We start from the raw sequence: 24,080 nt of genomic DNA, 5'->3' as shown, positions 1-24,080 counted from the left end.
AAGTGGCTCACCCGGTGACCCCGCTCACCGAGTGAGCCACTTCACCTCGTACGCCCGCATCTCGAACCGCTTGCCGTCCACCTTGGCGCTGATCGAGCGGTCCAGGGTGTTGACCACGAGGGCGACCTTGTCGGTGGCGAGGACGCGGACGTTGGGCACGTCGTCGGCGGCGACGGGCACGGTCTCGTACGTGGTCCCGGGCAAGAACTCCTTGCTGAAGCGGGACACCAGGTCGTACATGGGGAGTGTCGTCCCCCCGTCGGCGCTGTCGGTCGGTGTCCACAGGCAGCCCGCGCAGTCGGAGCCCTTCTCCTCCTCCGGGTTCCAGTAGAAGCCGGAAGAGGCGCCGCCCTTGACCATCGCGATCATTCCGGCGGCCTGCACGGCGGCACGACGGGTCTCGGACCAGCCCTTACGGTCGTCGTTGCCGTCGGCCGGTTCGACGTAGTACTCGGCCCACCACAGCGGCAGGTCGTGCGTCTGCTCGCGCACCCACTTGCCGACGGCCGTGAGCTTGTCGGTGGCCGCGAACTCGTTGGGCAGCATGTCGTCGTCGTTGGTGTAGCTGGAGCCGTCCACGACGACGAAGTCGGCGCCCGCCTTGTTCTTGTTCCAGTACGCGAAGGCGTCGAGGACGCGCTGGTCCATGGCACCCCAGGTGCCCTTCACGGTGGTGGACGCGTTTTCCGTCTGGCGCGGGTCGAAGCTGTCCATGACCAGGTAGGGGCCGCCCACCATGATGTCCTTGTTGACCTTCTTCAGCGCCTTGTAGACCAGGTTGTAGAGCTCGGTGTAGCCCTCGTAGTCCCAGCGGGCCTTGCTGTCGTTCCAGAAGCCCTTGAACTCGTTCCAGACGATGAAGTGCCGTACGTCCGGATAGCGCTTGGCGACGGTCGCGGCGAGCGCGGCGAAGTCCTTGTAGTGGGCGCGGTCCGGGGCGGTCTCCAGGGCGGCCTGGCTCCAGTCGGTGACGCCGGACTTGCCGCCCTTCATCCAGTCCGGGGAGCAGCACAGGGTGACGGTCGGGGTGCCGCCGGACTTGCGGATGAAATCGATACGGCGGTCCATCTCGGAGAAGTCGTAACGCCCCTTGGACGGCTCGGGGTTGCCCGCGCCCCAGCCCATGATGTGCTGGTTCTGCGGCAGCGACTGCTTCTCCAGCAGCCCCTCGACGCGCTCGGTGGCGGCGTCGGCGCCCTCGTCGGCGCTGAACTGGGTGTGGGTGAAGCCCCAGCCCACCTCCGGCCGCGGTGTGTCGGGCGGGGTGACCGGTGTGCCGTGCACCTTGTCCCCGTCGCGGGTCGTGCCCGCGGTGCTCCCGCCGTCTCCCGGCAGGGTGTTGAGCAGGGTCACGACCAGGGCCAGAGCGGCCACACCGACACCGAGCAGCGCGGTGAGCCGCCACCGTCGCGCCCCCGAATTCCACCCATGACGTCCCATCATGGGCAACAGTAACGGCGGGGATCGGCCGTAGGACAGAGCCCGTAACACCACAGCCCTGTAACAGGACGGAGGGGATACACCGGAATCGGTGGACGACAGCCGACACACGGGACGCACTGCGGAAACCGGGTGCACGGGGCGCCCGCGTGACGGATCATGGCGACATGTCTGCGAACCCACACGACGCTCTGCCGATCCGGCTCAACGTCGACGACAGCGACTCGCCGTCGGACGTCGTCGACGCGCTGTTCCTCGGCCGCTTCGCGACGGGCGAGCAGCCGCACTCGCACGCGGCGAACATCGACCGCGTACGGTCCGGGGCGACCCTGCTCCCGCCGGGCGCACGCGTGCTGCGCTCCGCCCGTGACGACGACCGCAGCGCGACCCTCGCCGAGGGCGACGGCTGGACCCTCCTGGTGTCCCGCTGGAACCGCGGCGCCGACGTCACCGTGACCGCGACCAGCCAGGAGCTGGCCGAGAAGGTGCTCACCCAGGCGACCGACGGTGCGGCGGACGAGCCGGAGCCGCAGCCGGAGAACGTGACGATGGGGTTCTGGTACGTGTCGCCGCGCCGGGGCCCGCACCGCACGACACGCCAGATCTCGGCGGGTACGTGGGAAGAGGTCCGCCCCAACTACACGGCGCCGGTGGCGGACGCGATGGACCGCCTGATGAAGACGACGCCGGAGGACATCGCGGGCCGACTGCTGCTGTTGCACGGGCCGCCGGGCACCGGCAAGACCTCCGCGCTGCGGACGCTCGCCCGCTCCTGGCGCGACTGGTGCCAGGTCGACTGCGTCCTGGATCCCGAGCGGCTGTTCTCGGACGTCGGCTATCTCATGGACATCGCGATCGGCGAGGAGGACGGCAACGGGAAGGGACGCTGGCGACTGCTCCTGCTCGAGGACTGCGACGAGCTGATCCGCGGTGAGGCCAAGCACACCGCCGGTCAGGCGCTCTCGCGCCTGCTCAACCTCACGGACGGGCTGCTGGGCCAGGGCCGCAATGTGCTGGTGGGCGTCACCACCAACGAGGACCTGGAGCGGCTCCACCCGGCCGTCGTCCGCCCCGGCCGTTGCCTGGCCCGCATCGAGGTCGGCCCGCTGACCCGTCGCGAGGCGGTGAACTGGCTTGGCACCGAAGAGGGCGTCTCGCGCGAGGGCGCGACCTTGGCGGAGCTGTACGCGCTGCGCCGGGGGACGACTCCCACGTCGGTACCGGACCAGCGCGAGGGTGCGGACGCGGGGTTGTATTTGTAGCCTCGCGTCCGATCCATGGCGCCGCGTCCGATCCATGGTCCCGCGTCCGATCCATGGTCCCGCGTCCGATCCATGGTCCCGCGTCCGATCCGTGGCTCCGCGTCCGATCCGTGGCCCCCGTCCGCCCGCCTCCGGTGCTTTGATGGAGGTATGACCCTGTACGTGGGCACGTCGGGGTGGCAGTACAAGGACTGGCGCGGTGTCCTCTACCCGGACCGGCTGCCCCAGCGGCTCTGGCTGGAGGAGTACGCGGCGCGATTCGCGACCGTCGAGATCAACAACGCCTTCTACCGGCTGCCGTCGCGGCAGAACTTCGAGGTCTGGCGGGAGCGCACGCCTCCGGACTTCGTCGTCGCCATCAAGGCGAGCCGTTATCTGACCCACATCAAGCGGCTGCGCGACCCGGCGGAGCCGGTGAACCGCCTGATGACCCACGCGGCCGGGCTGGGCGACCGGCTCGGCCCGGTGCTGCTCCAGCTCCCGCCCACGCTGCGCGCCGACCCCGCGCTTCTCGACGACTGTCTCGCCCAGTTCCCGTCCGGTACGCGGATCGCGGTCGAACCGCGCCACGACTCCTGGTGGACGCCCGAGGTGCGCGAGGTGCTGGAGTCACGGGGCGCCGCCCTCTGCTGGGCCGACGTTCTGTCCCGCCCGGTGACCCCCCTGTGGCGGACCACCGACTGGGGCTACGTCCGCTTCCACCAGGGCCGCGCCCTGCGGTGGCCGCATTACGGCCTGCGGTCCCTGACGACCTGGATACAGCGCATCGCGGACACCTGGCCGGACGACCACGAGGTCTACACGTACTTCAACAACGATCCGCATGCGGCGGCCGTCCAGGACGCGGTGACGTTCGCCCGGGCGGCGAGGGCGGCGGGCCTGACGGTGACGCGCACGCCGGGCCACATGCCGGCGTCGTGAGGTGACGCCAGCCCTTCACTCGGCGCGAGTCTTCTTCCGCCTCTTTCCGCCCCTTTCCGTCTCTCCGTCTCTCCGCCTCTTTCCGCCTCGACGGCGTTCCCGGCACGGCGGCGTTCCCGGCACGGCGGCGTTCCCGGCGGTGCCGACATCGGTGTCGGCATCGGTCCGGCCGAGGCGGCAACACCCTCCTATCCCCCGTAAACCGCCCGCAGGGCATCCCGTACGGCGTCGAGCGCGGCCGACTCGGTGAGGCCGAGACGGCGCGCCCGCTCGGCGTAGGCCTGTGCGGCGGTCGCGGCCTCGCGTGACGCGGCGTCGCCGGCGGCGGCCACGAACGTTCCGTTGCGCCCCCGCGTCTCGATCACCCCGTCCGCCTCCAGGGCCCGGTACGCCTTGGCGACGGTGTTGGCCGCGAGGCCGAGCGACTCGGCAAGGCCGCGCACCGTGGGCAGCTTGTAGCCGACCGGCAGCACGCCGGACCGGGCCTGCTCGGAAATCTGGGCGCGCACCTGCTCGTACGGTGCGGCTCCCTCAGCGATGTGGATCTTCAGGGTCACGCAGCGATTGTCCCGTACCCAACGGAAAATGAGAGGCATCCGCACACGACCCACGCGTAGCGTGCGGCTCCATGACAGTGATCGTTCGCGAACTGCGCCGCGGAGACCGGACGGACGCCGAGGCCTTCGCCCGCATCCGTCACCTGGCCCTCCCCTTCATGCTCTTCACCGCCGAGTCCGTCGCCTACGACCTGGAGCACGCCCACCCCGACTCCCACTACCAGCCACTGCTGGCCGAGGAGAACGGCGAGCCCGTCGGCACGGCGCAGGTGGGCGTCGTGTACGACAGCCCGGAGTCCGGCCAGGCGTACGTCAATGTCTATGTGCACCCGGAGCGGACGGGACGCGGCGCGGGCACGCTGCTGGCGCGGGCCGCCGAGGAGCGGCTGAGCGCCCTGGACGCGACCAGGCTGCACGCCTGGGTCCTGGACGAACCCGGGAACCGTGCCTTCGCGGAGAAGCACGGCTACCGCTCCGCCCGCTCCGCGCACTTCCTCCGTCTCGACCTGGCGAACGGCACCCTGCCGCCCCTCCAGTCCCCGCCGCCCGGCGTGGAGCTGCGCACCGCCGCGGACTTCGCCGACGATCCGCGCCCGCTGTTCCATCTGGACGCGGAGACGCTGCTGGACGAACCGAGCGATGTCGACCGCGAGTTCACGGACTACGAGGCCTGGCTGACGGAAACCTGGCGCCACCCCCTCCTGAGCCATGAACTGACCTCGGTCGCCGTGGTCGACGGCCGACCCGCCGCGTTCAGCGCGGCCCGTACCGACGGCGGCACCCGCTATGGCACGGTGATGACGGGCACCGCGCGCGCCTTCCGGGGCCGCGCCCTCGCCAAGCTCGCCAAGAACGACTCCCTGCACCGCGCCCGCTCGGCCGGCTTCACTGAGGCGTTCACGGGCAACGACACCGGAAACGGGCCGATGCTGGCGATCAACAAGTGGTTCGGATACGAGATCTGCGCGACGGAGGTGAAGTATGTCCGCGACCTCGGCTGACACCCCGGCCTCGTGGGAGGTCGTCCTCGTCAAGTACGGCCGTACCAAGATCAGTTACCCCGCCGAGCTGCTCGCCGACGACGGGACGCGGGTCACCGTACGTGCGCCATGGGCGGGCGAGGGCGCACGCGACTTCGGCTTCGTACGGTTCGAACGGGGCGATGTCTTCACCGAGTACTACTGGCGGGACCGGTGGTACTCGGTGAAGGAGGTCCGTGACAGCGAGGGCGTGCTGAAGGGCTGGTACTGCGACGTCACCCGACCGGCCACCGTCTCCGGTGGCGAGCTGGTCGTGGAGGATCTCGACCTGGACCTGTGGCGCTCGGCCGACGGCAGCACCGTACTCCGCCTGGACGAGGACGAGTTCGCGGCGAGCGGCCTGGCGACGACCGATCCGGAGGCCGCGACCGCCGCCGAGAACGCCCTGGACGAACTCGAACGGCTGGCCCGCGAGGGCGACTTCGAGGCGCTGCTGACCTAGGGGTTTCTGATGGGTGCCCACCTTCCCGCCGTACGCGGGGCGGGGGGAAGGTGCCGACGGGCCCCGGACCCCCGTCGTGTCACTCGACGGTGGCCACCACCGCGTACCGCTCGTCCTCGACCTCCCGGCCCCACAGCCGCGCGTCGGCCGACAGCGGCTCCACACGGAGGTGGGACACCAGAGGGTCGAGGAAGGCGGTCAGCCGGTCGGCCGGTATGCCGACCGGGCTCACAGTCCCCCAGACGCCCTCGACGAGGACGAGTCGCCCTCCTGGACGGAGCAACTCGCGCCAGTGCCGCAGGACGCGCTCGGGGTCCGGCAGTGCCCACAGCACATGGCGGCAGAGCAGCAGGTCGAACCGTTGCTCACCGATGGGCGGTGTCACCGCGTCACCGACCAGGAACACCGCGTCACGGCCGGCCAGCTTCGCGCGCGCGAGGTCGACCATGCGCGGCGAGCGGTCGACCCCGGTGACCCGGTGGCCCCGCTCGGACGCGAGCAGCGACAGGCTGCCGGTGCCGCAGCCCAGGTCGAGGACGTCGGCCGGACGCTCCGGCAGCCACGCCCGCATCCGGGCCGCCCAGGCCTCCCTCACAACGGGGTCGCGCAGGCCGTGGTCGGGCTCCTCGTCGAACGTGACGGACTCCGCGTCCCAGTTGACGCCGACCCCCGGATTCATGTCACTGTTACTCGCCATGCGCCCCAGGGTGACACCCGCCACTGACAGTCGATTCGTGACAGCCGCCACAGACAGATCCCGACCGATGAGGAACTCTCCCGGAAAGGGTCTACCTCCGTACACAACGGAACCCGGTAGGCACAAGGAGGCAGCCATGCGCCGCGTGACCGTGCAGAAGCCCCTGAGGAAGTCGGACTCCCGCCGTGTGCGGGACAAGGCCGACGAGCGTCCGGCCGAGCGCCCGGAGGTCCGAAAGGACATCGCGCGAACGTGGTGGCCGGACGGCTGAGCCGCCACGACCACCACCGGAACCAGGACCAGAGCCGGAACCGGAACGGTCAGACCAGCCGCTTGCGATAGTGGATCCGGTCGTAGGGACCGTCGACGCGCCGCTCGACCACCTCGTACCCGTACCTCGGGTAGATCTTCTGGTTCTCCCACATCAGCGCGTTCGTCAGGAGCCTGATCTCGGGCAGTCCGAGCGCACGCGCGCGTGCGTCCACGAAGTGCAGCAGCCGGCGCCCGATGCCCGTGCCATGGGCGTCGGGGTGGACGGCGATGATGTCGAGGTACAGGTGATCCTCGCGCTCCTCGACCACCACGAGCCCCGTCACCGGCTCCCCCGTCACGAACACGTGCCCCGCGGCCACGTTCGCCGCGTGATCCGCCTCCATGGGCGCCGGAACAAGCCCGATGCGCGCGATGTAGGGATGGAACGCGGCGTCGATCACGGCCTTCACGACCGACACATCGGCGGCGGCGGCCGACCGGATCTCCTCGTCTGTCATACCGCGAACGCTACCTACCTGATCGACGTGCGGGCGACGTACTGCCGTCGCTACCGCCCCGCCGCCCGCGTCCCCGCGGCGGGACAACGTCCGATGTCCCGGGTCCGGCTGGTGTCCGGCCACGCATCCGTGTTCCACCAACAGCGCAGTTGCGCTGCTCACCCGGCCACGGGGCGCAGGACCGGCCCCGTGATGGACATGTCCCCGCCGAACTGGACGACCTGTGAAACGGTCACGTCCTCGAAGCTGATCGTGCGGGTGGGAACAGCGGGGTGGGAGAGCCACGAGGGAAGCGCGTCGGGGGTGACGGTGACGCTGCGGTCCGCCGGGAGTGGGGCGCCGCCCAGGCCGGTGACTGTGCCGGACAGCTTCCGCATGTACAGGGTCACCACGCCCTCGCCGCTGACCGTGGATGTGCTCCCGGGCTTGGTCCGCAGGCGCGTCGCCGCGCCGCGGCGGCCCGCCGTCAGATCGAGGCCGCCGATGTCCAGCGAACGTGCGGTGAACTTCAGCATCCGCTCGGCCCCGGCCCCGGTCCGCACGGTGACCACGCCGCGGAAGGTGCTGTCGTGGAGCACGAGTCTGCCGGCGCGCAGTACCGAGGGGACGCCCGCCGGGCGGGCCGGCGGGCGGTCGACCGGCGTGCCGGGGACTGCTGATGCCTGGGAGGTGCGGACGGTGCCCGAGATGAGCAGCGTGTTCGAGGCGACGGGTGCGGAGAGGTGCAGGATCACAGGCAGGGCGGTCACTGCCAGCGCACCGGCGAGGGGCCGCTTCAGGCGGCCGACCATGCGGGTCCGAGGCACGGTGCTGCTCGCGTGACAGGGCCCTGGCTCCTGTCCACCCGCGGTATGTCCGGTCGGGTCGTCACTTCCCACTCTGGTCCTCACTCACCGGGACGGCTGTGGATGCACGGTTCACTGCGGGCGGCGCCTCGGCGGTGCCCGTGGGCGGAGTCCAGGCGCAGGCCAGGGAGCCGCCGATCAAGCCGGAGAGCAGACCGAAGAACAGGCCCCCGAAGTTCGCGACGGGAAACGAGATGAGGGCGAGCAGCAGGGCCGCGACCCCCGCGAACACGCGCACCTGCTGGTGGAACCAGAGACACATGCCCAGGACCACGAGCAGAGTCCCAATGATCACGGAGCCGGCGCCGGCCGTGGTCGACAGTGCCAGTGGGATCCCCCCGAGATGCAGGTGCGCGTACGGGAAGTACATGATGGGCAGGCCCGCCACGGAGGTGAACAGCCCTGCCCAGAAGGGTCGTTCACCCCGCCATCTCCTGAATCTCCGTCGGGAGCCGGTGGCGATGACGCGCAGTTCGGGACGTCTGCCGAAGAATTCGAAGAACACGTACGTTTTCCTGATGAGCGGCGGGCGGAAGCATACGGTCAGTGGGTACGCACGCGCGTGCACCCTGGCAATGGGTCAGAAGCATTCGTGCCGGCCTTGCTTGACCTGCACATCGAGGTCAGGAAGGTTGAACGTACTGGCCGCAACCGCGACCTCGGTCGCGCGCACGTCGATCAGGGTTGCCGACACCGCCTGCTGTGCGAAGACATTGGGATCGAAGAACCGCGAGTCCCTGTCCCCAGGGCTGATCGGTCCCTTGCTGATCGCTCCCGCCGCCACGCCGATGTCGATGTCGTCGAAGTTCGCCTGCCCGACCGACACGGACGTCGTGTCGAGGAACAGGTTCGTCGCCCGGCTCCGTTCACCGGCGGTGGTTCTCAGCGTGTAGGGGCCCAGCAGCGGGACCGGGACCACCACGGACTGGCACAGCCCGTCGAGCGTCGCACGGCGGGCTCCAATGACCACGACCGGCACGAGGGTGCCCTTCTTGGCCACGTCCACCAAGGGGTAGATGCTCAGACCACGGATGTCCAGAGTGTCCGCGGCGACCTGGAACTTCTGGCCGGAGATGAGGAACGAAGCGGCCAGCGCTCCTTGCGCCATGCCGATACCGAGAGCCGCGGCGGCCACGATGCCCGGGGCGAGCACGGCGGCGAAACGCTTCCAGCGGGTCCTGCCGGAGCGGTACGACATCCCGTCTCCTCCACTCATGGGGTAGGCCCGCTGATGCCAGGCACGGGCAGGCCGAGCGCCTGTGTCTGGTGACGGATCCTAGGCTTCCGGGTGCGTCAAACGACGGCACGTCAGGTAAGCCATACAGGTGACGTGTGGTCCGTTGGGGCTTTCGGATGACGCGCGGTGTTGTGCCGGGGCGGTGTCCGGCCTGCCGAGCACCGCCGCGTGGGCGGACCCCCGGGAGCCCGCGGCGGACGCCAGAGGCTGTCCCAGGTCGTCGATGACCCGCACACCCCGGAAATCCTCCCGGCCCAGCGCGAGACGGCTACCTCGATACGGGCCAGTGACAGGTAGTCGACCGACGCGTCATACGCATGATCACCGATGACGAGGCCCACCGAAATGGCGCATTCTCGCCGAGGCGGATCAGACCCGCATCTTTTGTCGTCGAGGCCGGCCGACGCACGGCACTCATCACCCACGCCACCCCTGCCGAAGGGCCCCCCGAGCGAGGAGCGTCAACTGCCCTGCCCGACCGGCTCCCCAGGTCGCGCGCGATCAGCCGGCCCACGCTGGGTGACGAGCCCGCGCACAGGTCAGGGCTCAGGTGTCTGAGCTCTCTCGCCATTGCCCTTCCTGAGCCCCCCGTTAGCCCCGCCTTAGGAAGAACCTTTTCTTTCAGATTGTCGCGCAGCGCAAGATGATGGCGAGCACACCACAGGGCGGCAGACAGAGCGCGGAAGTCTATGGACGCCTCCGGAACCGTCGTCCTTTGGGTTGGTCCGCATCGCTGCCAATCACCGGCGATGCGGGCGCCGGCCCATGCTGAGCATCAGCCCACCCGTGCCTCAGCATTGCTGGGCCGGCTGCCCGGGCCCCTGTGTCGCCAGACCATCCTTGCGCCAGTCCTTCCGCGGCGGCCTGCCGGGCGGGGGGAATTGCTGGTGGCCGTCGTCCGGGAGGGGGCGTCAGGCCGCCGACCGAGTGGAGCCGAACCGGACATTGGTCCGCGCTAGTGACACTCGGCAGGCTCGCGCGCGCCTGCCGAGAGAAAGTACGGGAAGTGGCCGTCGACGGGACAACTCCCTTCCCCAGCCACGTTTTGGCGGATCTTCGGGGAGCCGCAGTTGCCCACGCCGTGCTGCCCGCGTGCGCCCAGACGCACCCGACCATCGCAGGAGGCCACGCATGCGAGGACCCGTCACCGCCCGCGCCCCAGCGGCGAGATGTCTGCACCGGACGGCACGCGTGACCGCGTCCGCCGCGCTGCTGTTACCACTGTTGAGTACGGGGCCCCTGGGCAGTTCCCAGACGGCATTCGTGACACGGCTGCAGCGCGCCTTCGCCGACGCCGCCGCCGAGTACCGGGTGCCGCAGAGCGTGCTCCTCGGCGTGTCGTACATGCAGTCCCGGTGGGACGCGCACGTCGGTGCCCCGAGCGTCAGCGGCGGCTACGGGCCGATGCACCTCACCGACACGCGCGCAGCCCTGGCCGGGGCGCCCCACGACGGCACCGCCCACGATGCGGCACGAAGGCCCACGGCGGCGGCAGGCGCGCCGACGACGAAGGGCGGACTCCCCGACCAGCTGACGACCCTGGAGCGGGCGGCCCGGCTCCTGGGTGTCCCGGCGAGTAGGCTCCGCACGGACGCCGCCGAGAACGTACGCGGTGGGGCCGCGCTGCTGGCGAAGACGCAGCGGCAGCTCGGCAGGCCGCAGGACGCCGATCCGGCCGGCTGGTGGGGCGCGGTGGCGCGCTTCTCGGGCTCGGACGACAGCCTGACGGCGGCGACGTTCGCGAACAATGTCTTCGAGGTGATCCGCGAAGGCGCCCGCCGCACCACGGACACCGGGCAGCAGGTCAGCCTCGGGGCGAGCCCCGGCGTGCGGCCCGACGCCGAGCAAGTGAAGGCGCTGCGTCTTGAGGCGAATGCCCGGAACAACGCCAAGAACGGTGTTGAGTGCCCGGAGACCCTCGCATGCGACTGGATCCCCGCCCCGCACGAGGAGTTCGCCGAGGGCCGGTTCGGCAATCACGACGTCGCCAACCGCCCACTGGACCAAAAGATCCAGTACATCATCATCCACGACACCGAAGCCCTCGGCGAATCCATGATCAAGACGGTGCAGGACCCGGCTGAGGCGTCCTGGCACTACACGATCCGCTCCCGGGACGGTCACACGATCCAGCACGTCAAGACCAAGGATGTGGGCTGGCACTCCGGGAACCAGTTCGTCAACGCCAAGTCGATCGGCATCGAGCACGAGGGATTCCTTGCGCAGCCGGACACCTGGTACACGGAGCAGATGTACCGCTCGTCGGCCCGACTGGTGCGGTACCTGGCCAAGAAATACGACATTCCACTGGACCGCCAGCACATCCTGGGCCATGACAACGTGCCCGGCCCGGTGGCCTCCACTATCCCGGACATGCACCAGGACCCGGGACCGTACTGGGACTGGCGTCACTACTTCGCGCTCCTCGGTGCGCCGCTGCGCGCCACGGCAGGAGCGAACAGCGACCTGGTAACCGTCCTGCCGGACTTCGGCACGAACCGGACGCCGTACACGGGCTGCACTGCCGACGGCAAGCCGTGCGCGCCGCACGGCTCCGCCGCGGTCCGCCTGTACACCGAGCCGAGCGAGGATGCCCCGCTCGTCCAGGACTCCGGAAGACACCCGGATGGTGAGGACTCGACGACTGGCGTCTACGACATCGGGTCGCGTATCTCCACCGGCCAGCAGTACGCGGTGGCCGAGCGGCGCGGGGACTGGACGGCCATCTGGTACCTGGGCCAGAAAGCATGGTTCAGAAATCCGTCATCACGGCCGACGGCCGTCGGCGCCGCCGGCCTGATGGTGACCCCGAAGCCCGGCCTGAGCGACGTACCGGTCTACGGGCGCGCCAACCCGGAGGAGTCGGCGTACCCCGCGGACGTCCCCTTTCAGCCCGACTCACCGCTTCCCTACGAGCTCCTCGCGGGCCAGCGATACGCCACCCAGGGCAGCACGACCGGCGCGTACTTCGACCCGTCCAACTTCGACAGCACGTCCCCCGACCGCTTCGTCAAGGGAGGCAACCTCTACTACCAAATCCAGTTCGGCCACCGCCTCGCCTTCGTCCGGGCAACGGACGTGGACGTGGTGCACGCCGGCCAGTAGAGCCACTGCTCCCTCAGCCCTGGGGCGAGCACGCGACGCCGAAGGCGGCCCCCGCCGGAACGGGCAGCGCAAAGGGTGACGGTCGGCGTTCCTACCGCGCCTGTTTCCGCTGGTCGCTGGCTGCCTCGGTGGCGGTGGTCGGGCTGCTGGTCGACGGCGCCATCGCTGGGATTGTCCTGCTGACGGGGGCAGGCGCCGCTTTCGTCGCCCTCATCTGGGTGTCACTGACGCTGCGGGTGATCCGTCTTGAGCCCGCCTGCCCGCTCCCGATGGCGGGCCCGGGTGGCCGCAGAAGTGGCACCACCAGTTATGCCCCTGCGGCCAGTGTCCTGGGCCGGCCTTCCGCCCCGTCCACATCCTGCACCGCCCGGTCGTGAACTCGCTGGGACAGGGAAGGAGCTGTCAGGCGCAGGGTATCCAGCTCCGTGGCGAACGCGCTCAGCAGTTCGCTCGTGATCAGTTCCGGATCTCCGGCGAGGGCGACTTCCATCCGGCGCCGGATACGGCCGTACTCGAGGACGGCCTGCCGGTGCTGTTCGGTTAGCTGGGGATAGCCGAGAAAGGACTGCAAAGCAGCCAGCACCGCGGCCAGCACGCTGAGCAGCCCGGCGAGAATCTGCAGCGTCAGGGCCGGCGACTCGTTAAGCGTGGCGAAGATTGCCGTCCCGACTACCGCCGAAAGCGTCAAGGAGGCGACCCCGTACTGGCGGCTGCGCTTGTGGAACGACGAAGCGGACCGCTCATGGGCGACATGGAAGATGCGGACATTCCTGTGCCAGTCCGCAAGCGTCTGACGGGCCGCCGCCCCTGGTTTCGGCCTTCTACCCAGCGCGCGCATGGGAACAACGTAGATCCGCGCCACGGCCGACGCATGCGGGCCCAGAACGCGCCGCCGTCCGCCTGGAGCCGGGCCAAGCCCTCAGCAGGGCCGGGTTGCTCCCTGCGGAGGCAACTGTGCGGGCAAGGGCCCCGTCTTCCGCTCTCAAACGCTTGACCCCGAGTGTTGCTGTCAGGCTGTTTCCCCCAGACGTCCCCCGACAGCGGGGGCTGCAGAGCAAACCGCAGGCCGCAGCGGGTGAACGGAGCCCGCTGTAAATCTGCCGACTCGGCCTCTCTCAGGCCTAGGCATGACGGGTGGGCTGCGGAGAGACCCCGCGTGGCCGACCGGGAGCCAATCCGGGAGCCATTCCGGGAGCCAACCAAGGCAACTCACCGCGGACGCTTGCGGACAACCACGGACGGTTCCGCAGCTCGCCCGCAGGTGAGACGGGACTCTGCAACCGCCCTTCCTGAGCCCCCCGTTAGCCCCGCCTTAACAGCGCCATAAGGATCTCCATCACCCGCCTCCAGCAGGCGATTTCACGGTTTCTTGGGGCTAACTTGCTGATCGCCCCCCATGGGTTCGCCGGATGCCCGAAGGACCGTTTCGAGGAGTTCCCCCATGTCTGCTCGCCGCAAGGCCGCCGCCGTCGCCGTCGGCATCGTCCCCCTCGCCCTGACCGCGCTGGCCGCCGCGCCCGCGTCCGCGCACGGCACGATGGGTGACCCGGTCAGCCGGGTGTCCCAGTGTTATGCGGAGGGTCCCGAGAGCCCCAAGTCGGACGCCTGCAAGGCGGCCGTCGCGGCGGGTGGCACACAGGCGCTCTACGACTGGAACGGGATCCGGATCGGCGACGCGAACGGGCAGCACCAGGCGCTGATACCGGACGGCAAGCTGTGCAGCGCCAACAACGACGAGTTCAAGGGGCTCGACCTGGCGCGCGCCGACTGGCCCACGACCGGCGTGAGCAGCGGCTCGTACACCTTCAAATACCGGGTGACCGCCCCGCACAAGGGCACCTTCAAGGTGTACATCACCAAGGCGGGCTACGACCCGTCCCAGCCGCTCGGCTGGGACGACCTGGACCTCGAGCACCCGGTCGCCACGGCCACCGACCCGGTCGCCTCGGGCGGCTTCTACACCTTCTCCGGAACGCTCCCGGAGCGCTCGGGCAAGCAGCTCCTGTACGCGATCTGGCAGCGCTCGGACAGCCCGGAGGCGTTCTACTCCTGCTCGGATGTGGCCTTCGGCGGAAGCGGCAACGCAGGCAGCGGCGGTACGGGGAGCAGTCCCTCCCCCGCCCCGACCGCCTCCGCACCCTCCGAGGAGCAGATCGAGGACGGTGCCGACAAGTCGACCGTCGAACACCACGGGCACGGTGACGACGACTCCAGTACATCGGCGGAGCCGACGACGGCCGCGAGCACCGAGAGCGCCGCCGCGGCCGGCACGGACACGGTGAACCGGCCGAAGACGGACGGTTCCTCGCAGAACCTCGCCGAGACGGGCGGCGACTCCTCGACGTCGTACATCGCGATCGGCGGGGCGACCGCCCTGGCGCTCGGTGCCGCGGCGCTGTTCGCCTCGGTCCGGCGGCGGGCGATGTCGGGCGGCCGCCACGGCCGCTAGCGGGCAAAACTCCGGGGTCTGTCCGGCGGCTCAGGCCGGACAGACCCCGGCGGCGTGCTCAGCTGAACACGGACGCGCAGGTGGTCGCGGTGGCATGCGCCGGATCGAGGGCGTTGGCCACCTCGTGGAACGCGATCCGGTCGAGGAGACCGATCGCCACGTGCTCGGAGAGGTCGACCGAGCACAGGTTCTGCAGCAGGACGTTGTGTACGTCGGAGCCGGTGAGGAACTGGGAGCTGTACGGCGTGGCCACCTCGTCGTACTTGGTGGCGATGACCGTGTAGTGGACGCCCGCGACGGTGTCGCCGCCGGCGTTGAGCTTGGTCAGGAACTCGGATCCGGCGATCTGGTCCGCGAGTCCCGGAGTGGCCGCCGAGAGCAGATCCTCGGCGCCCGGGAAGTACGGCAGCAGGTTGGCAAGACCGCTGAGGGTGGCGCCGTGGTTGTCGGGCGCGATGCCGACGAGCGTGTTCACCTTGGGGGCTCCGCCGAGGAACTTGAGGTAGTAGCGGGGCATCATGCCGCCCTGTGAGTGACCGACGAGGTCGGCCTTGGCGGCGCCGGTCGAGGCGAGCACCTTGTCGACGAATGTCTGGAGCTGTTCGGCCGACTTGTCGATGGGGCCGAGCCCGTTGAAGAGCGGGACGCCGGGCAGTTGCCCGTAGTCGAGGGAGTAGACGCAGTATCCGCGGTCGACCAGGTAGGGCGCGAGGGCCAGCCAGTTGTCGACGGAGTTCCCGAAGGTGCCGTGGACGAGGACGACGGGGCGGGGGTGGGTGGCGGAGGGCTTGCAGGAGTAGTTGTTCCAGCCACTGCTGGGGGCGGAATCGGCGCGGGCGGTGGCGGCGGGGACGACGGCGACTGCGGCGGTCAGGAGCAGCGCGGCCAGGGGTCTGAGCACTCGTTTCCAGGGCAGCATCGGGTGATCTCCTTGCGGCTCAAGGGAGTTGCGACGACATACGCCCTGTGATCCGGATCACGAGGATGCTGTTCACTCCTCAAGTTACGGATGAGTAGCTCAAGTGTGAAGTTACGCGTCAGTAAAAACTTCCAGTGATAGTCAAGAGTCTTGACACTTACCGCTGAACCGTCACCAGGCGGGCCTGATCGGACCATAGGGTGCAATGCGCAGCAACTGCGCTCGCAACACGCGCACTTCACCCTCACCGAGCAGCTCGACCCACGGCCGAACGGCCTCCGCCGCGGCTTCCTCCGCGGCGCGCGTGCAGGCCCACCCGAGTTCGGTGAGCACGATCAGCCGGGCACGCGCGTCCCCGGGATGCGGCCGCCGCTCGACATACCCCTTGCGCACCAGCTCATCGACGAGCTGACTCGCCGCCTGCTTGGTGACCCCGAGATGGGCGGCGAGGTCGGTGACCGTCGCACCGTCCGGGGCGAGCCGCGTGAACGCGAAGCCGTGCGCGGGCCGCACCCCCTCGAACCCCCGGGCGACCACGCCCTCGTGAATGCGTTGGGTCAGCTCACCGGCGACGGCGAGCAGCGCGGCGGACAGCGCTATGGCCTCGGAGTTCTGCACGCATGCATTGAAACACCTTGACGAATTGGTCAAGCTGCTTGACCATAGAGGCCGCAGACTTAGTCAAGCAACTTGACCATCTGTCTTGGTCATCCACCTCGGTCATCCACCTCGGCTATCCGCCTTGGCTATCCACCTCGGCTATCCGCCTTGGTCATCCACCTCGGCTATCCGCCTTGGTTGTCCACGTCGACCGTCTACGTCGGAGGCACCCTTGCCCGTCATCCGCTCGTCCGAAGCCGTCGTCCACGAGATCCACGGCGCCCGTTTCGTCTCGTACGCCACTCCGCTCAGCGGCAGCAAGGAGCTGTGCGCCTGGCGCGGTGAGATACCCGCGGGGCACCAGGCCCCCGTGCACACCGTCAACCGCGAGGAGATCTTCCATCTGCTCTCCGGCGAACTGCTGATCACGCTCGACGGCCGCGCCGAGCGCATCACCGCGGGCGACACAGTGATCATCAACCCGGGCGCCACCCTCGGCGTCGAGAACCCGACCCAGGAGACCGCGATCTCCTGGGTCACCACCTCCATCGGCCTTCAGGCGGAGCTGGCCGACGGTTCGGTCCTCACTCCGCCGTGGGCGAACTGACCGGACCGTCCTGGAGAGCGAGCTCGGAGCGGGTCAGTTCGAGCAGCCGTCCCATCCAGTTCCGTCCACGGCTGTCGCGGTCGTCTCGCCAGTGCGGCGATTCCGAGTGACTCGTGTAGCTGATCCGCGCGTCCCCCGTGCCGAGCAGGACCGCCGCGAGTTCGGGGTGCTGGGTGAACTTCGCGCGCAGCAGCCCGGCCATCACGGCGAGCCGCACCTCGGGCCAGTCGGCCCGCCGTGCGGCCCGGCCGCCGAGGTCATGGGCCTCGTCGCCCGACGCAGCCTCCCGGATACGCCTCCGGTCGGCGGCGTCGGCCGCCGACAGGGACCAGTACCCGTGCAGTACGGACGGGTACGTCTCACCGGCGAAGGCGATCTCCACGGGGTGGTCGTTGCGCAGTACGAAAAGGCCCGGCTCCGCAGGCCGGTTCCGTGGAAAGTGGACCTCGTTCGAGATGAGCGCCGGCCGCCCGGCCCCTGTCGGGTCGTCGGCGTACCGGACGACCCGCTGTTCCTTCTGGCGCCGGACACGCTCGTCCGTGCGGCGGAAGTAGTCGAGGGCCCCTTGGCGCAGTTCCGCCGTGACCACCGGGCCGTCCCCGTCGACCGCCTCGCCCATGTCCGTCACCAGGATGCGCAGCGGGCGGTCCTGGAGGTCCATGTCGCCCAGGACGTAGATGCGGAGGTGCGGCGGCACCGCCAGATAGGCGTCCCGCAGGGCGGCCCGGTGGGGTTCGGTCGGTTCTCGCTGGTAGCGCTGGATCGCGTCATGACACCGCTGGGCAGCGGTCGGCCGACCACTCAACTCCTCGATCAAGTCGGCGACTTCGAGGAGGAATCCGTCGGGGGTCAGCGGTTCGCTGCTGCGGGAGGCCCACTTGGACGGTTCGGCGGGACGGGCCGGGGCGTCGGGCCTGGTCACCGAGATTCGGCCCGAGGCCAGCAGCTTCTCCAGACCGGCCAGGTCGGTCGGTTCGTCGCAGCGGACCGCTCCGTCCGCGAAGACGACCAGATCCACGACGACGTACTCGTCGCCCCACCGCTCCCAGACGTGACACCAGGTCCCGTCGATTCTCTCTCCGTCCACGATCCGATACGTCGGTCTCCGCCAGCTCATGGCAGCACGCTATCCCCCATGCCCGTACGGACGTTCACGCGGCCAGGGTGCCCGGCCCGATCACATGCGGGCCGAACTTCGCCCGGGCTCTGTCCGCGACCTCCTCGATCCGGCGGGCCTTCTCGTCCACCGGGTCGAAGGTGAGCTGGTAAGAGGCCTGTTCGGCGGGGGTCAGGCCCTCGGCGCGCAGGGCGATCGCGCGGACTCGGGCGCGCTGGAGGCCAAGTGCCTCGTACATGCGGTACGCGGTGTCGGTGAGCGTCGACGAATGGGCGGTGGGCTCCTTGAGCGTACGGCTGCGGGTGGTGGAGGAGCGGTCGGCGTAGCGGACGGTGAGGGTCAGCGTGCGGCAGACCTTCTCCAGGGCGCGCAGCCGGGTACCCAGCTCCTCGGCGGCAGAGAGCAGGGCGCGGCGGTGCCGGGACGGGTCCAACTCATCGCGGGAGAAGGGGCGTTCGGTGGCGAGGGAGCGTGAGGTGGCGTTCGGGACCACTCTGCCCCGGTCGATGCCGGACGCCTTCTCGTGCAGCTCGCGGCCGGCCCGGGCGCCGGTGAGGCGCTGCAGTGTGGACAGAGGTGCGGCGGCGACCTTGCCGATGGTGTCGAGGCCGTACTCGCACAGGGTGCGGGCGGTGGCGCCGCCGACTCCGGGCAGCGCGGCGACGGGCCGCTCGGCGAGGAACTCCGCGACGGCGTCCGGCTCTTCGGGCACCACGCGGGTCACCCCGGGCGCGGCGTCCCGCAGGGCCATCCGCGCGAGCATCGGCCCCGGCCCGGCACCGATCACGCAGTCGATCCCGTACAGCGCGAGCGCCCGCACCCGGATCAGCGAGGCGAACTCCACGGCACCGCGCCCGAAGTACCGTTCGGCGCCGCGCAGATCCAGCAGCGCGCCGTCGGGCGGCAGCGCCTCGATGACGGGCGTGAACTCCTCAAGGAGTCCGAGGAGTTGAGGCAAGGCCGCCTCGTACATCGGAGGCAGCTGGAAACGTACGCAGAGGATGGTCATCCCGCACTCCCCGGACTCTGGTGCCACAACTTCTTTCCTCCCGCGGGCCCTTCGCCCGCGGGGCGCAGATCGGCCCAGGGGTGCATCTCGTACCCCGTGGGCATGCGGATCGTCCGGCCCGCAGCCGGATCGCCGCCATCGGGCTTCTCGGCCTTCGCCGCCTTCTCGGCCTTCGCCGCTTTCTCGGGCTTCTCGGGCTTCTCGGGCACGGGCTCCGCCAGCCGCGCCGCCACCACGTCAAGGCCGCCCTCGGCACGCAGCTCGACCAGCTCGGCGAGGTTCCAGGCCGCCGCGCCCACCACGCTGAGGCTGCGCGGGCCCCGGCGCTGCACCACCCCGCGCACCAGCAGCAGCCAGGAGTGGAAGACGGTGTGGGCACAGGCGTCGTGCGAGTCGTCGAAGAAGGCGAGGTCGACCAGGCCGGTGCCGTCGTCCAGGGTGGTGAAGATGACGCGCTTGCCGGAGCGGATCGGCGGGGTCTGGGTGGCCGCCTTGGCGCCCGCGACCAGGACCGTCTCACCGTGCCGCGCCTCCCGCAGCCTGCGCGCCGTGACCACGCCCAGCTCCCCCAGGAACTCCCGGTGGTCGTCCATCAGATTGCGCGAGGCGTCCATGGAGAGCACGCCCAGCTCGGCGCTGAGCCGCTCCGCCGAGGAGAGGTCGGGCAGCCCGGCGGAGGCGGTCTTCCGCCCTCCGGCCAGGGGGAGTTGCCCCCCGCCCGCACCCCGGGAACCCCGGTGCAGCTCGGTCAAGTGCAGTTGCAGATCACGTCGGTTGGCACCGAAGGAATCCAGCGCACCGACCTGCGCGAGCCGCTGTGCGAGCGGCCGGCTCGGCCGGGCCCGCTCCCAGAAGTCGAGCAGCGAGGCGTACGGCTGCCCGTCCGCGATCCGCGCGGCCTCGGCCTCACTGATGCCGTGCACGTCGGAGAGCGCCAAGCGCACTCCCCACACCCCGGATTCAGACACCAGTTCGATACGGTGTGCGACCGCCGACCGATTCACGTCCAACGGCAGGATCGGCACCCCCCGCCGCCGCGCGTCCGCGAGCAGCAGCCGCTTCGGGTACATCCCGGGGTCATGCGTGAGCAACCCCGCGTAGAAAGCCGCCGGGTGATGGGCCTTCAGCCACGCCGACTGGTACGTCGGCACGGCGAAGGCCACCGCGTGCGCCTTGCAGAAGCCGTACGACCCGAAGGCCTCGACGATCTCCCAGGTGCGCGCGATGGTCTCGGCGTCGTACCCCTTCGCCGCCGCGTGCTGGGCGAACCAGAAGCGGATCCGCCCCTGCGACTCGGGGTCGGAGAGCCCGCGGCGGACCCGGTCCGCCTCGTCACGCCCGCAGCCGGTCATGATGTCGACGATGTCGATGATCTGCTCGTGGAAGACGACGACTCCGTACGTCTCCCTCAGCGGCCCCTCCAGGTCCGGGTGCGGATAGCGGATCGGCGCCCGCCCGTGCCGTGCCTCGATGAACGGCCGCACCATGTCGGCGGCGACCGGCCCCGGGCGGAAGAGCGAGATGTCGACGACGAGGTCGTGGAAGGTCGCGGGCTGAAGCCGTCCGACCAGGTCCCGCTGCCCCGGCGACTCGATCTGGAAGCAGCCCAGCGTCTCGGTGGACTGGATGAGCCGATACGTCGCCGGGTCGCCCGGCGGTACCGCGTCGATGTCCGGCCGTTCCCCCGTGGCCCGCTCCACCTCGGCCACCGCGTGCGCCATCGCGGACTGCATCCGCACGCCCAGTACGTCGAGCTTGAGCAGCCCGAGGTCCTCGACGTCCTCCTTGTCGAACTGCGACATGGGGAAGCCCTCGCCGCTGGTCGGCATGACCGGCGTACGGGCGAGCAGGGAGGCGTCGGAGAGCAGCACCCCGCACGGGTGCATGGCGATGCCGCGCGGGAGCGCGTCGAGGGCCTCGACCAGCTCCCACAGCTTCCCGTACCGCTCCTTCTCCCCCGCCAGCTCTCTCAGCTCGGGCAGCTCGTCCATCGCCGCGCGGGCATCGCGGGCCCGGATGTGCGGGAAGGACTTGGCGATCCGGTCGATGTCGGCCGGGTCCATGGAGAGGGCGGCGCCCACGTCGCGGATGGCGTGCCGGACCCGGTAGGTCTCGGGCATCGAGACGGTCGCGACCCGCTCGGTGCCGAACCGGCCGATGATCGCGCGGTAGACCTCCAGGCGGCGCGCGGACTCCACGTCGATGTCGATGTCGGGCAGCACCGCGCGGCGCTTGGACAGGAAGCGTTCCATCAGCAGCCCGTGCTCGACGGGGTCGGCGTGCGCGATGCCGAGGAGGTGGTTGACGAGGGAGCCCGCACCGGAGCCGCGCGCGGCGACCCGGATGCCCATTTTCCGTACGTCGTCCACCACTTGAGCGACCGTCAGGAAGTAGGAGGCGAAGTTGTGGTGGGCGATGATGTCCAGCTCGCGATGCATCCGCTCCCAGTAGGCACGCCGGTCGGCATAGCCCCGCAGCACCATGCCCGCCGCCGCCCGGGAGGCCAGGGCGCGCTGGGCGGTGCGGCGGCCGGCGCCGACCAGGTGCGGTTCGGGGAAGTGGACGGTGCCGATACCGAGGTCGTCCTCGGGGTCGACGAGGCACTCGGCGGCGGTGGCCTGCGTCTGTTCGAGCAGGCGGTACGCGGTGTCGCGGCGGTAGCCCGCGGACTCGACGATCCGCTCGGCGGCACTGAGCATGGCGGCCTCGCCCTTGAGCCAGGCCTCGCCGGAGTCCAGCTCGCGCCGGGGGTCGACGGGGACGAGACGGCGGGCGGCGTCCAGGACGTCGGCGACCGGGCCCGTGCCGGGGTCGGCGTACCGCACGGCGTTGGTGAGCACCGGCCGCACCCGCTGCTCGGCGGCGAAGCCGACGGTGCGGGCGGCAAGGCGCAAGGAGCCGAATCCCGTACCCGTACGGCCGTGCCACACCGCTTCCAGGCGCAGGGCGTCGCCGTAGATCTCCCGCCAGGGCGCGAGCAGCTTCGCGGCCCGGTCGGGGCGCCCGGCGGCGAGCGCCCGGCCGACGTCGGAGGCGGGGCCGAGCAGGACGGTCAGGCCTTCGGCGTGGTTGTCCGACCAGGGCAGCAGCGGCTGGTCCGTGTCTCCCGCATGGACCGCCGTAACGATTCTGCAGAGGTCGGCCCAGCCGGCCGCGCCATCCCGGGCCAGGAAGGTCACACGAGGTGTCGACTCGTCGATGAAGGCGCCGCCGCGCACCGGAGTGCGGCGCCCCTCCCCCCGTACGGGCTCCCCGACCGCCACCTCCGCGCCGAACAGCGGACGGATGCCCGCCTTCGCGCAGGCCTTGGCGAACCGGACCGTGCCCGCGAGGGAGTCCCGATCGGTGAGGGCGAGGGCGTCCATGCCCCGCTCGGAGGCGCGCTCGGCCAGCCGCTCCGGGTGCGAGGCCCCGTATCGCAGGGAGAACCCGGAGGCGGTGTGCAGATGCGTGAACCCTGACACACGCACCTCCCGCACCCATGGGCTCCGACGAGCCCTCGAACACCTGTTCCCAACTACCTCACCCCCACCATAGACCAATTCTCGAACTCTTGTGCGACATCCGTTCGGGCCCGCCCCACCTGCGCAAACACCGGGTGCGGGGCGCCGGCGCCGGCCTGCCCGCGCCCCGCACATACGAAGGCCCCGCCCCCGCGCACAGCGGGAACGGGGCTCCGTCGAATGATGCCGGCGGTCAGCCGATCTGGGCGCCGAAGGTCGAGAGCGCCTCGGTGACCGGCTGGAAGAAGGTCTCGCCGCCCGAGGTGCAGTCGCCGCTGCCACCGGAGGTGAGGCCGATCGCGCTGTCACCGTCGAACAGCGAGCCGCCACTGTCACCGGGCTCGGCGCAGACATCGGTCTGGATGAGTCCGTTGACGATGTCGCCGTTGCCGTAGTTCACGGTGGCGTCCAGGCCGGTGACCGTGCCGCTGTGCACCTGGGTCGTCGAACCGCTGCGGGTCACCTTCTCCCCGACGGTCGCCTCGGCCGCCTTGGTGATGGGCTGCGAGGAACCGTTGTAGAGGTCGACCTCGCTCGGGTGGTCGACGTTCCCGGTGTACTTGACCAGGCCGAAGTCGTTGTCCGGGAAGCTGGACTGCTCGTTCGTGCCGATCTGGTTGCCGCTGGAGTCCGACCAGGTGGAGATCGCCTCGGTGCAGTGGCCGGCGGTGATGAAGTACGGCTGACCGTCCTTGACCACGTTGAAGCCGAGCGAGCAGCGCCCGCCGGAGCCGGTGATGGCGTCGCCGCCCGCGATGAAGGGCTTGAACTCCCCCTTCGTGTGCTGGAGTTCGGCCTTGGCACCGAGACCGTCGACGACCTTGGTCAGCTTCTCCAGGGCGGCACCCTTGACCGTACGGTCCGCGGTGACGACGACCTTGTTGGTCGCCGGGTCGGTCGCCCAGGACGTGCCGGGGATGGTCGCGTCCTCCTTGAGCGTGGTACGGGCGCCCTTCAGCTCGGCGAGGGAGTTCTCGACGATTCTGGCCTTGGCGCCGGCCTCCGCGACGGTCTTGGCCGCGCTCTCGTCGAGCACGTTGACGACGAGGTGCTGGGACTTCGCGTCGTAATACGTTCCCGCCGCGTCGGCGCCCAGGTCCTTGCCGAGCGTCGAGGCGAGCTTTCCGGCCGCCGCGATCGAGAGCGTGTGCGGCGCGGGAGCCTTGGGAGCCTCACTCGCGTTCGCAGTCTGGAAGGTGACTCCGGCGGCGACGAGCGCGGCGATGCCCGCACCCGTCATGACGGCACGCCTCTTGGGTATGCGTCGATGCTTCAACTCACGTCCTCCTGTGGGGGGTTGGTCACGGAGGTTGTGGGGACCCCCGTGACCGGAAGGCGTACGGACATGGACCCGGCGCACGACAAAAAGTCGCGCCGAAACGCGTCAAGCCGTGTCCATGCCAGTTGTTCGCGGCCCACTATTCCGAGGAGCACAGGGGGCACACAAGGTCGACTTCAGGACGCGCGTACGCCAACGGGCGTACGCCCCCTGCGCCTTGACTGTGCGTGGTCACACCACGTCGGTTCCCAGTGCAAACACTGCGTGCAGGTGTTCGGTGT

General features: G+C 70.1%; 22 protein-coding genes. 8 read left to right on the top strand and 14 right to left on the bottom strand.

The annotated features are described in order from the left end of the window. Nucleotides 1–24 precede the first annotated feature (24 nt). Nucleotides 25–1,440: a GH39 family glycosyl hydrolase gene (locus IEY95_RS42055; RefSeq protein ID WP_189191584.1), complete on the bottom strand. Its 1,416-nt coding sequence runs from the start codon at nt 1,438–1,440 to the stop codon at nt 25–27. Between the two features lie 167 nt (nt 1,441–1,607). On the opposite strand from IEY95_RS42055, the gene IEY95_RS42050 reads away from it, so the two are divergent. After that, nucleotides 1,608–2,702: a DUF5925 domain-containing protein gene (locus tag IEY95_RS42050; protein ID WP_189191533.1), complete on the top strand. Its 1,095-nt coding sequence runs from the start codon at nt 1,608–1,610 to the stop codon at nt 2,700–2,702. Between the two features lie 150 nt (nt 2,703–2,852). After that, the gene (locus IEY95_RS42045; protein ID WP_189191532.1) at nt 2,853–3,623 is read left to right on the top strand and encodes a DUF72 domain-containing protein; all 771 of its coding nucleotides are present in this window, start codon (nt 2,853–2,855) and stop codon (nt 3,621–3,623) included. A 188-nt stretch (nt 3,624–3,811) separates the two neighbouring features. On the opposite strand, the gene IEY95_RS42040 is transcribed toward IEY95_RS42045, so the two are convergent. Next, nucleotides 3,812–4,180, bottom strand: coding sequence for a GntR family transcriptional regulator (locus tag IEY95_RS42040; RefSeq protein ID WP_189191531.1), 369 nt, complete (start codon nt 4,178–4,180; stop codon nt 3,812–3,814). A 71-nt stretch (nt 4,181–4,251) separates the two neighbouring features. Between IEY95_RS42040 and IEY95_RS42035 the strand changes: the two genes are divergently transcribed. Both IEY95_RS42035 and IEY95_RS42030 read left to right on the top strand, forming a co-directional pair. Continuing rightward, complete coding sequence (locus IEY95_RS42035; protein ID WP_189191530.1) at nt 4,252–5,181, top strand: GNAT family N-acetyltransferase; 930 nt, start codon at nt 4,252–4,254, stop codon at nt 5,179–5,181. Then, the gene (locus IEY95_RS42030; RefSeq protein WP_189191529.1) at nt 5,162–5,662 is read left to right on the top strand and encodes a ribonuclease FAU-1 family protein; all 501 of its coding nucleotides are present in this window, start codon (nt 5,162–5,164) and stop codon (nt 5,660–5,662) included. The genes IEY95_RS42035 and IEY95_RS42030 overlap by 20 nt, the downstream gene beginning before the upstream one ends. A gap of 79 nt (nt 5,663–5,741) precedes the next feature. On the opposite strand, the gene IEY95_RS42025 is transcribed toward IEY95_RS42030, so the two are convergent. Continuing rightward, entirely contained in the window at nt 5,742–6,359 is a 618-nt protein-coding gene (locus IEY95_RS42025) for a class I SAM-dependent methyltransferase (protein ID WP_189191528.1), read from the bottom strand. 136 nt (nt 6,360–6,495) lie between these two features. Between IEY95_RS42025 and IEY95_RS50290 the strand changes: the two genes are divergently transcribed. After that, nucleotides 6,496–6,630 (top strand): hypothetical protein, encoded by a 135-nt coding sequence (locus tag IEY95_RS50290; protein ID WP_268240548.1) that lies wholly within the window; start codon nt 6,496–6,498, stop codon nt 6,628–6,630. A 49-nt stretch (nt 6,631–6,679) separates the two neighbouring features. Here IEY95_RS50290 and IEY95_RS42020 read toward each other — a convergent pair whose 3' ends face one another. The 4 genes from IEY95_RS42020 to IEY95_RS42005 form a co-directional block, all read right to left on the bottom strand. Beyond that, nucleotides 6,680–7,129 (bottom strand): GNAT family N-acetyltransferase, encoded by a 450-nt coding sequence (locus IEY95_RS42020; RefSeq protein WP_189191527.1) that lies wholly within the window; start codon nt 7,127–7,129, stop codon nt 6,680–6,682. Between the two features lie 158 nt (nt 7,130–7,287). Further along, nucleotides 7,288–7,935, bottom strand: coding sequence for a hypothetical protein (locus IEY95_RS42015; protein ID WP_189191526.1), 648 nt, complete (start codon nt 7,933–7,935; stop codon nt 7,288–7,290). A gap of 61 nt (nt 7,936–7,996) precedes the next feature. Then, on the bottom strand, nt 7,997–8,479 hold the full coding sequence (locus tag IEY95_RS42010) for a DUF6114 domain-containing protein (protein ID WP_189191525.1): 483 nt from the start codon (nt 8,477–8,479) through the stop codon (nt 7,997–7,999). 75 nt (nt 8,480–8,554) lie between these two features. Next, a complete protein-coding gene (locus IEY95_RS42005; protein WP_189191524.1) occupies nt 8,555–9,172 on the bottom strand; it encodes a DUF6230 family protein in 618 nt (205 codons plus the stop codon). 1,170 nt (nt 9,173–10,342) lie between these two features. Here IEY95_RS42005 and IEY95_RS42000 point away from each other — a divergent pair. Further along, nucleotides 10,343–12,316, top strand: a complete 1,974-nt coding sequence (locus IEY95_RS42000) for an N-acetylmuramoyl-L-alanine amidase (protein ID WP_189191523.1) — start codon at nt 10,343–10,345, stop codon at nt 12,314–12,316. Nucleotides 12,317–12,623: 307 nt separating this feature from the next. Here the strand turns inward: IEY95_RS42000 and IEY95_RS41995 are convergent, their stop codons facing one another. Next, complete coding sequence (locus tag IEY95_RS41995; RefSeq protein WP_189191522.1) at nt 12,624–13,154, bottom strand: SLATT domain-containing protein; 531 nt, start codon at nt 13,152–13,154, stop codon at nt 12,624–12,626. Between the two features lie 603 nt (nt 13,155–13,757). Here IEY95_RS41995 and IEY95_RS41990 point away from each other — a divergent pair. After that, nucleotides 13,758–14,765, top strand: a complete 1,008-nt coding sequence (locus IEY95_RS41990) for a lytic polysaccharide monooxygenase auxiliary activity family 9 protein (protein ID WP_189191521.1) — start codon at nt 13,758–13,760, stop codon at nt 14,763–14,765. Nucleotides 14,766–14,823: 58 nt separating this feature from the next. Here the strand turns inward: IEY95_RS41990 and IEY95_RS41985 are convergent, their stop codons facing one another. Further along, nucleotides 14,824–15,684, bottom strand: coding sequence for an esterase/lipase family protein (locus IEY95_RS41985; protein ID WP_189191520.1), 861 nt, complete (start codon nt 15,682–15,684; stop codon nt 14,824–14,826). A gap of 171 nt (nt 15,685–15,855) precedes the next feature. Continuing rightward, nucleotides 15,856–16,302 (bottom strand): MarR family winged helix-turn-helix transcriptional regulator, encoded by a 447-nt coding sequence (locus tag IEY95_RS41980; protein WP_189191519.1) that lies wholly within the window; start codon nt 16,300–16,302, stop codon nt 15,856–15,858. Between the two features lie 214 nt (nt 16,303–16,516). Between IEY95_RS41980 and IEY95_RS41975 the strand changes: the two genes are divergently transcribed. Further along, nucleotides 16,517–16,891, top strand: coding sequence for a cupin domain-containing protein (locus IEY95_RS41975; RefSeq protein WP_189191518.1), 375 nt, complete (start codon nt 16,517–16,519; stop codon nt 16,889–16,891). On the opposite strand, the gene IEY95_RS41970 is transcribed toward IEY95_RS41975, so the two are convergent. From IEY95_RS41970 to IEY95_RS41955, 4 genes are all read right to left on the bottom strand, one after another. Next, nucleotides 16,869–18,008: an NADAR family protein gene (locus tag IEY95_RS41970; protein WP_189191517.1), complete on the bottom strand. Its 1,140-nt coding sequence runs from the start codon at nt 18,006–18,008 to the stop codon at nt 16,869–16,871. The two genes, IEY95_RS41975 and IEY95_RS41970, sit on opposite strands and share 23 nt — an antisense overlap. Nucleotides 18,009–18,042: 34 nt before the next feature. After that, entirely contained in the window at nt 18,043–19,017 is a 975-nt protein-coding gene (locus IEY95_RS41965; RefSeq protein ID WP_189191516.1) for a DNA polymerase Y family protein, read from the bottom strand. After that, complete coding sequence (locus IEY95_RS41960) at nt 19,014–22,481, bottom strand: DNA polymerase III subunit alpha (RefSeq protein WP_189191515.1); 3,468 nt, start codon at nt 22,479–22,481, stop codon at nt 19,014–19,016. The genes IEY95_RS41965 and IEY95_RS41960 overlap by 4 nt, the downstream gene beginning before the upstream one ends. A 232-nt stretch (nt 22,482–22,713) precedes the next feature. Then, nucleotides 22,714–23,796, bottom strand: a complete 1,083-nt coding sequence (locus tag IEY95_RS41955; protein WP_189191514.1) for a S1 family peptidase — start codon at nt 23,794–23,796, stop codon at nt 22,714–22,716. Nucleotides 23,797–24,080: the final 284 nt, after the last annotated feature.

The organism is Streptomyces albiflavescens, assembly GCF_014645835.1.
GTDB lineage: Bacteria > Actinomycetota > Actinomycetes > Streptomycetales > Streptomycetaceae > Streptomyces > Streptomyces albiflavescens.
This window is presented reverse-complemented; position numbering and strand designations above follow the sequence as displayed.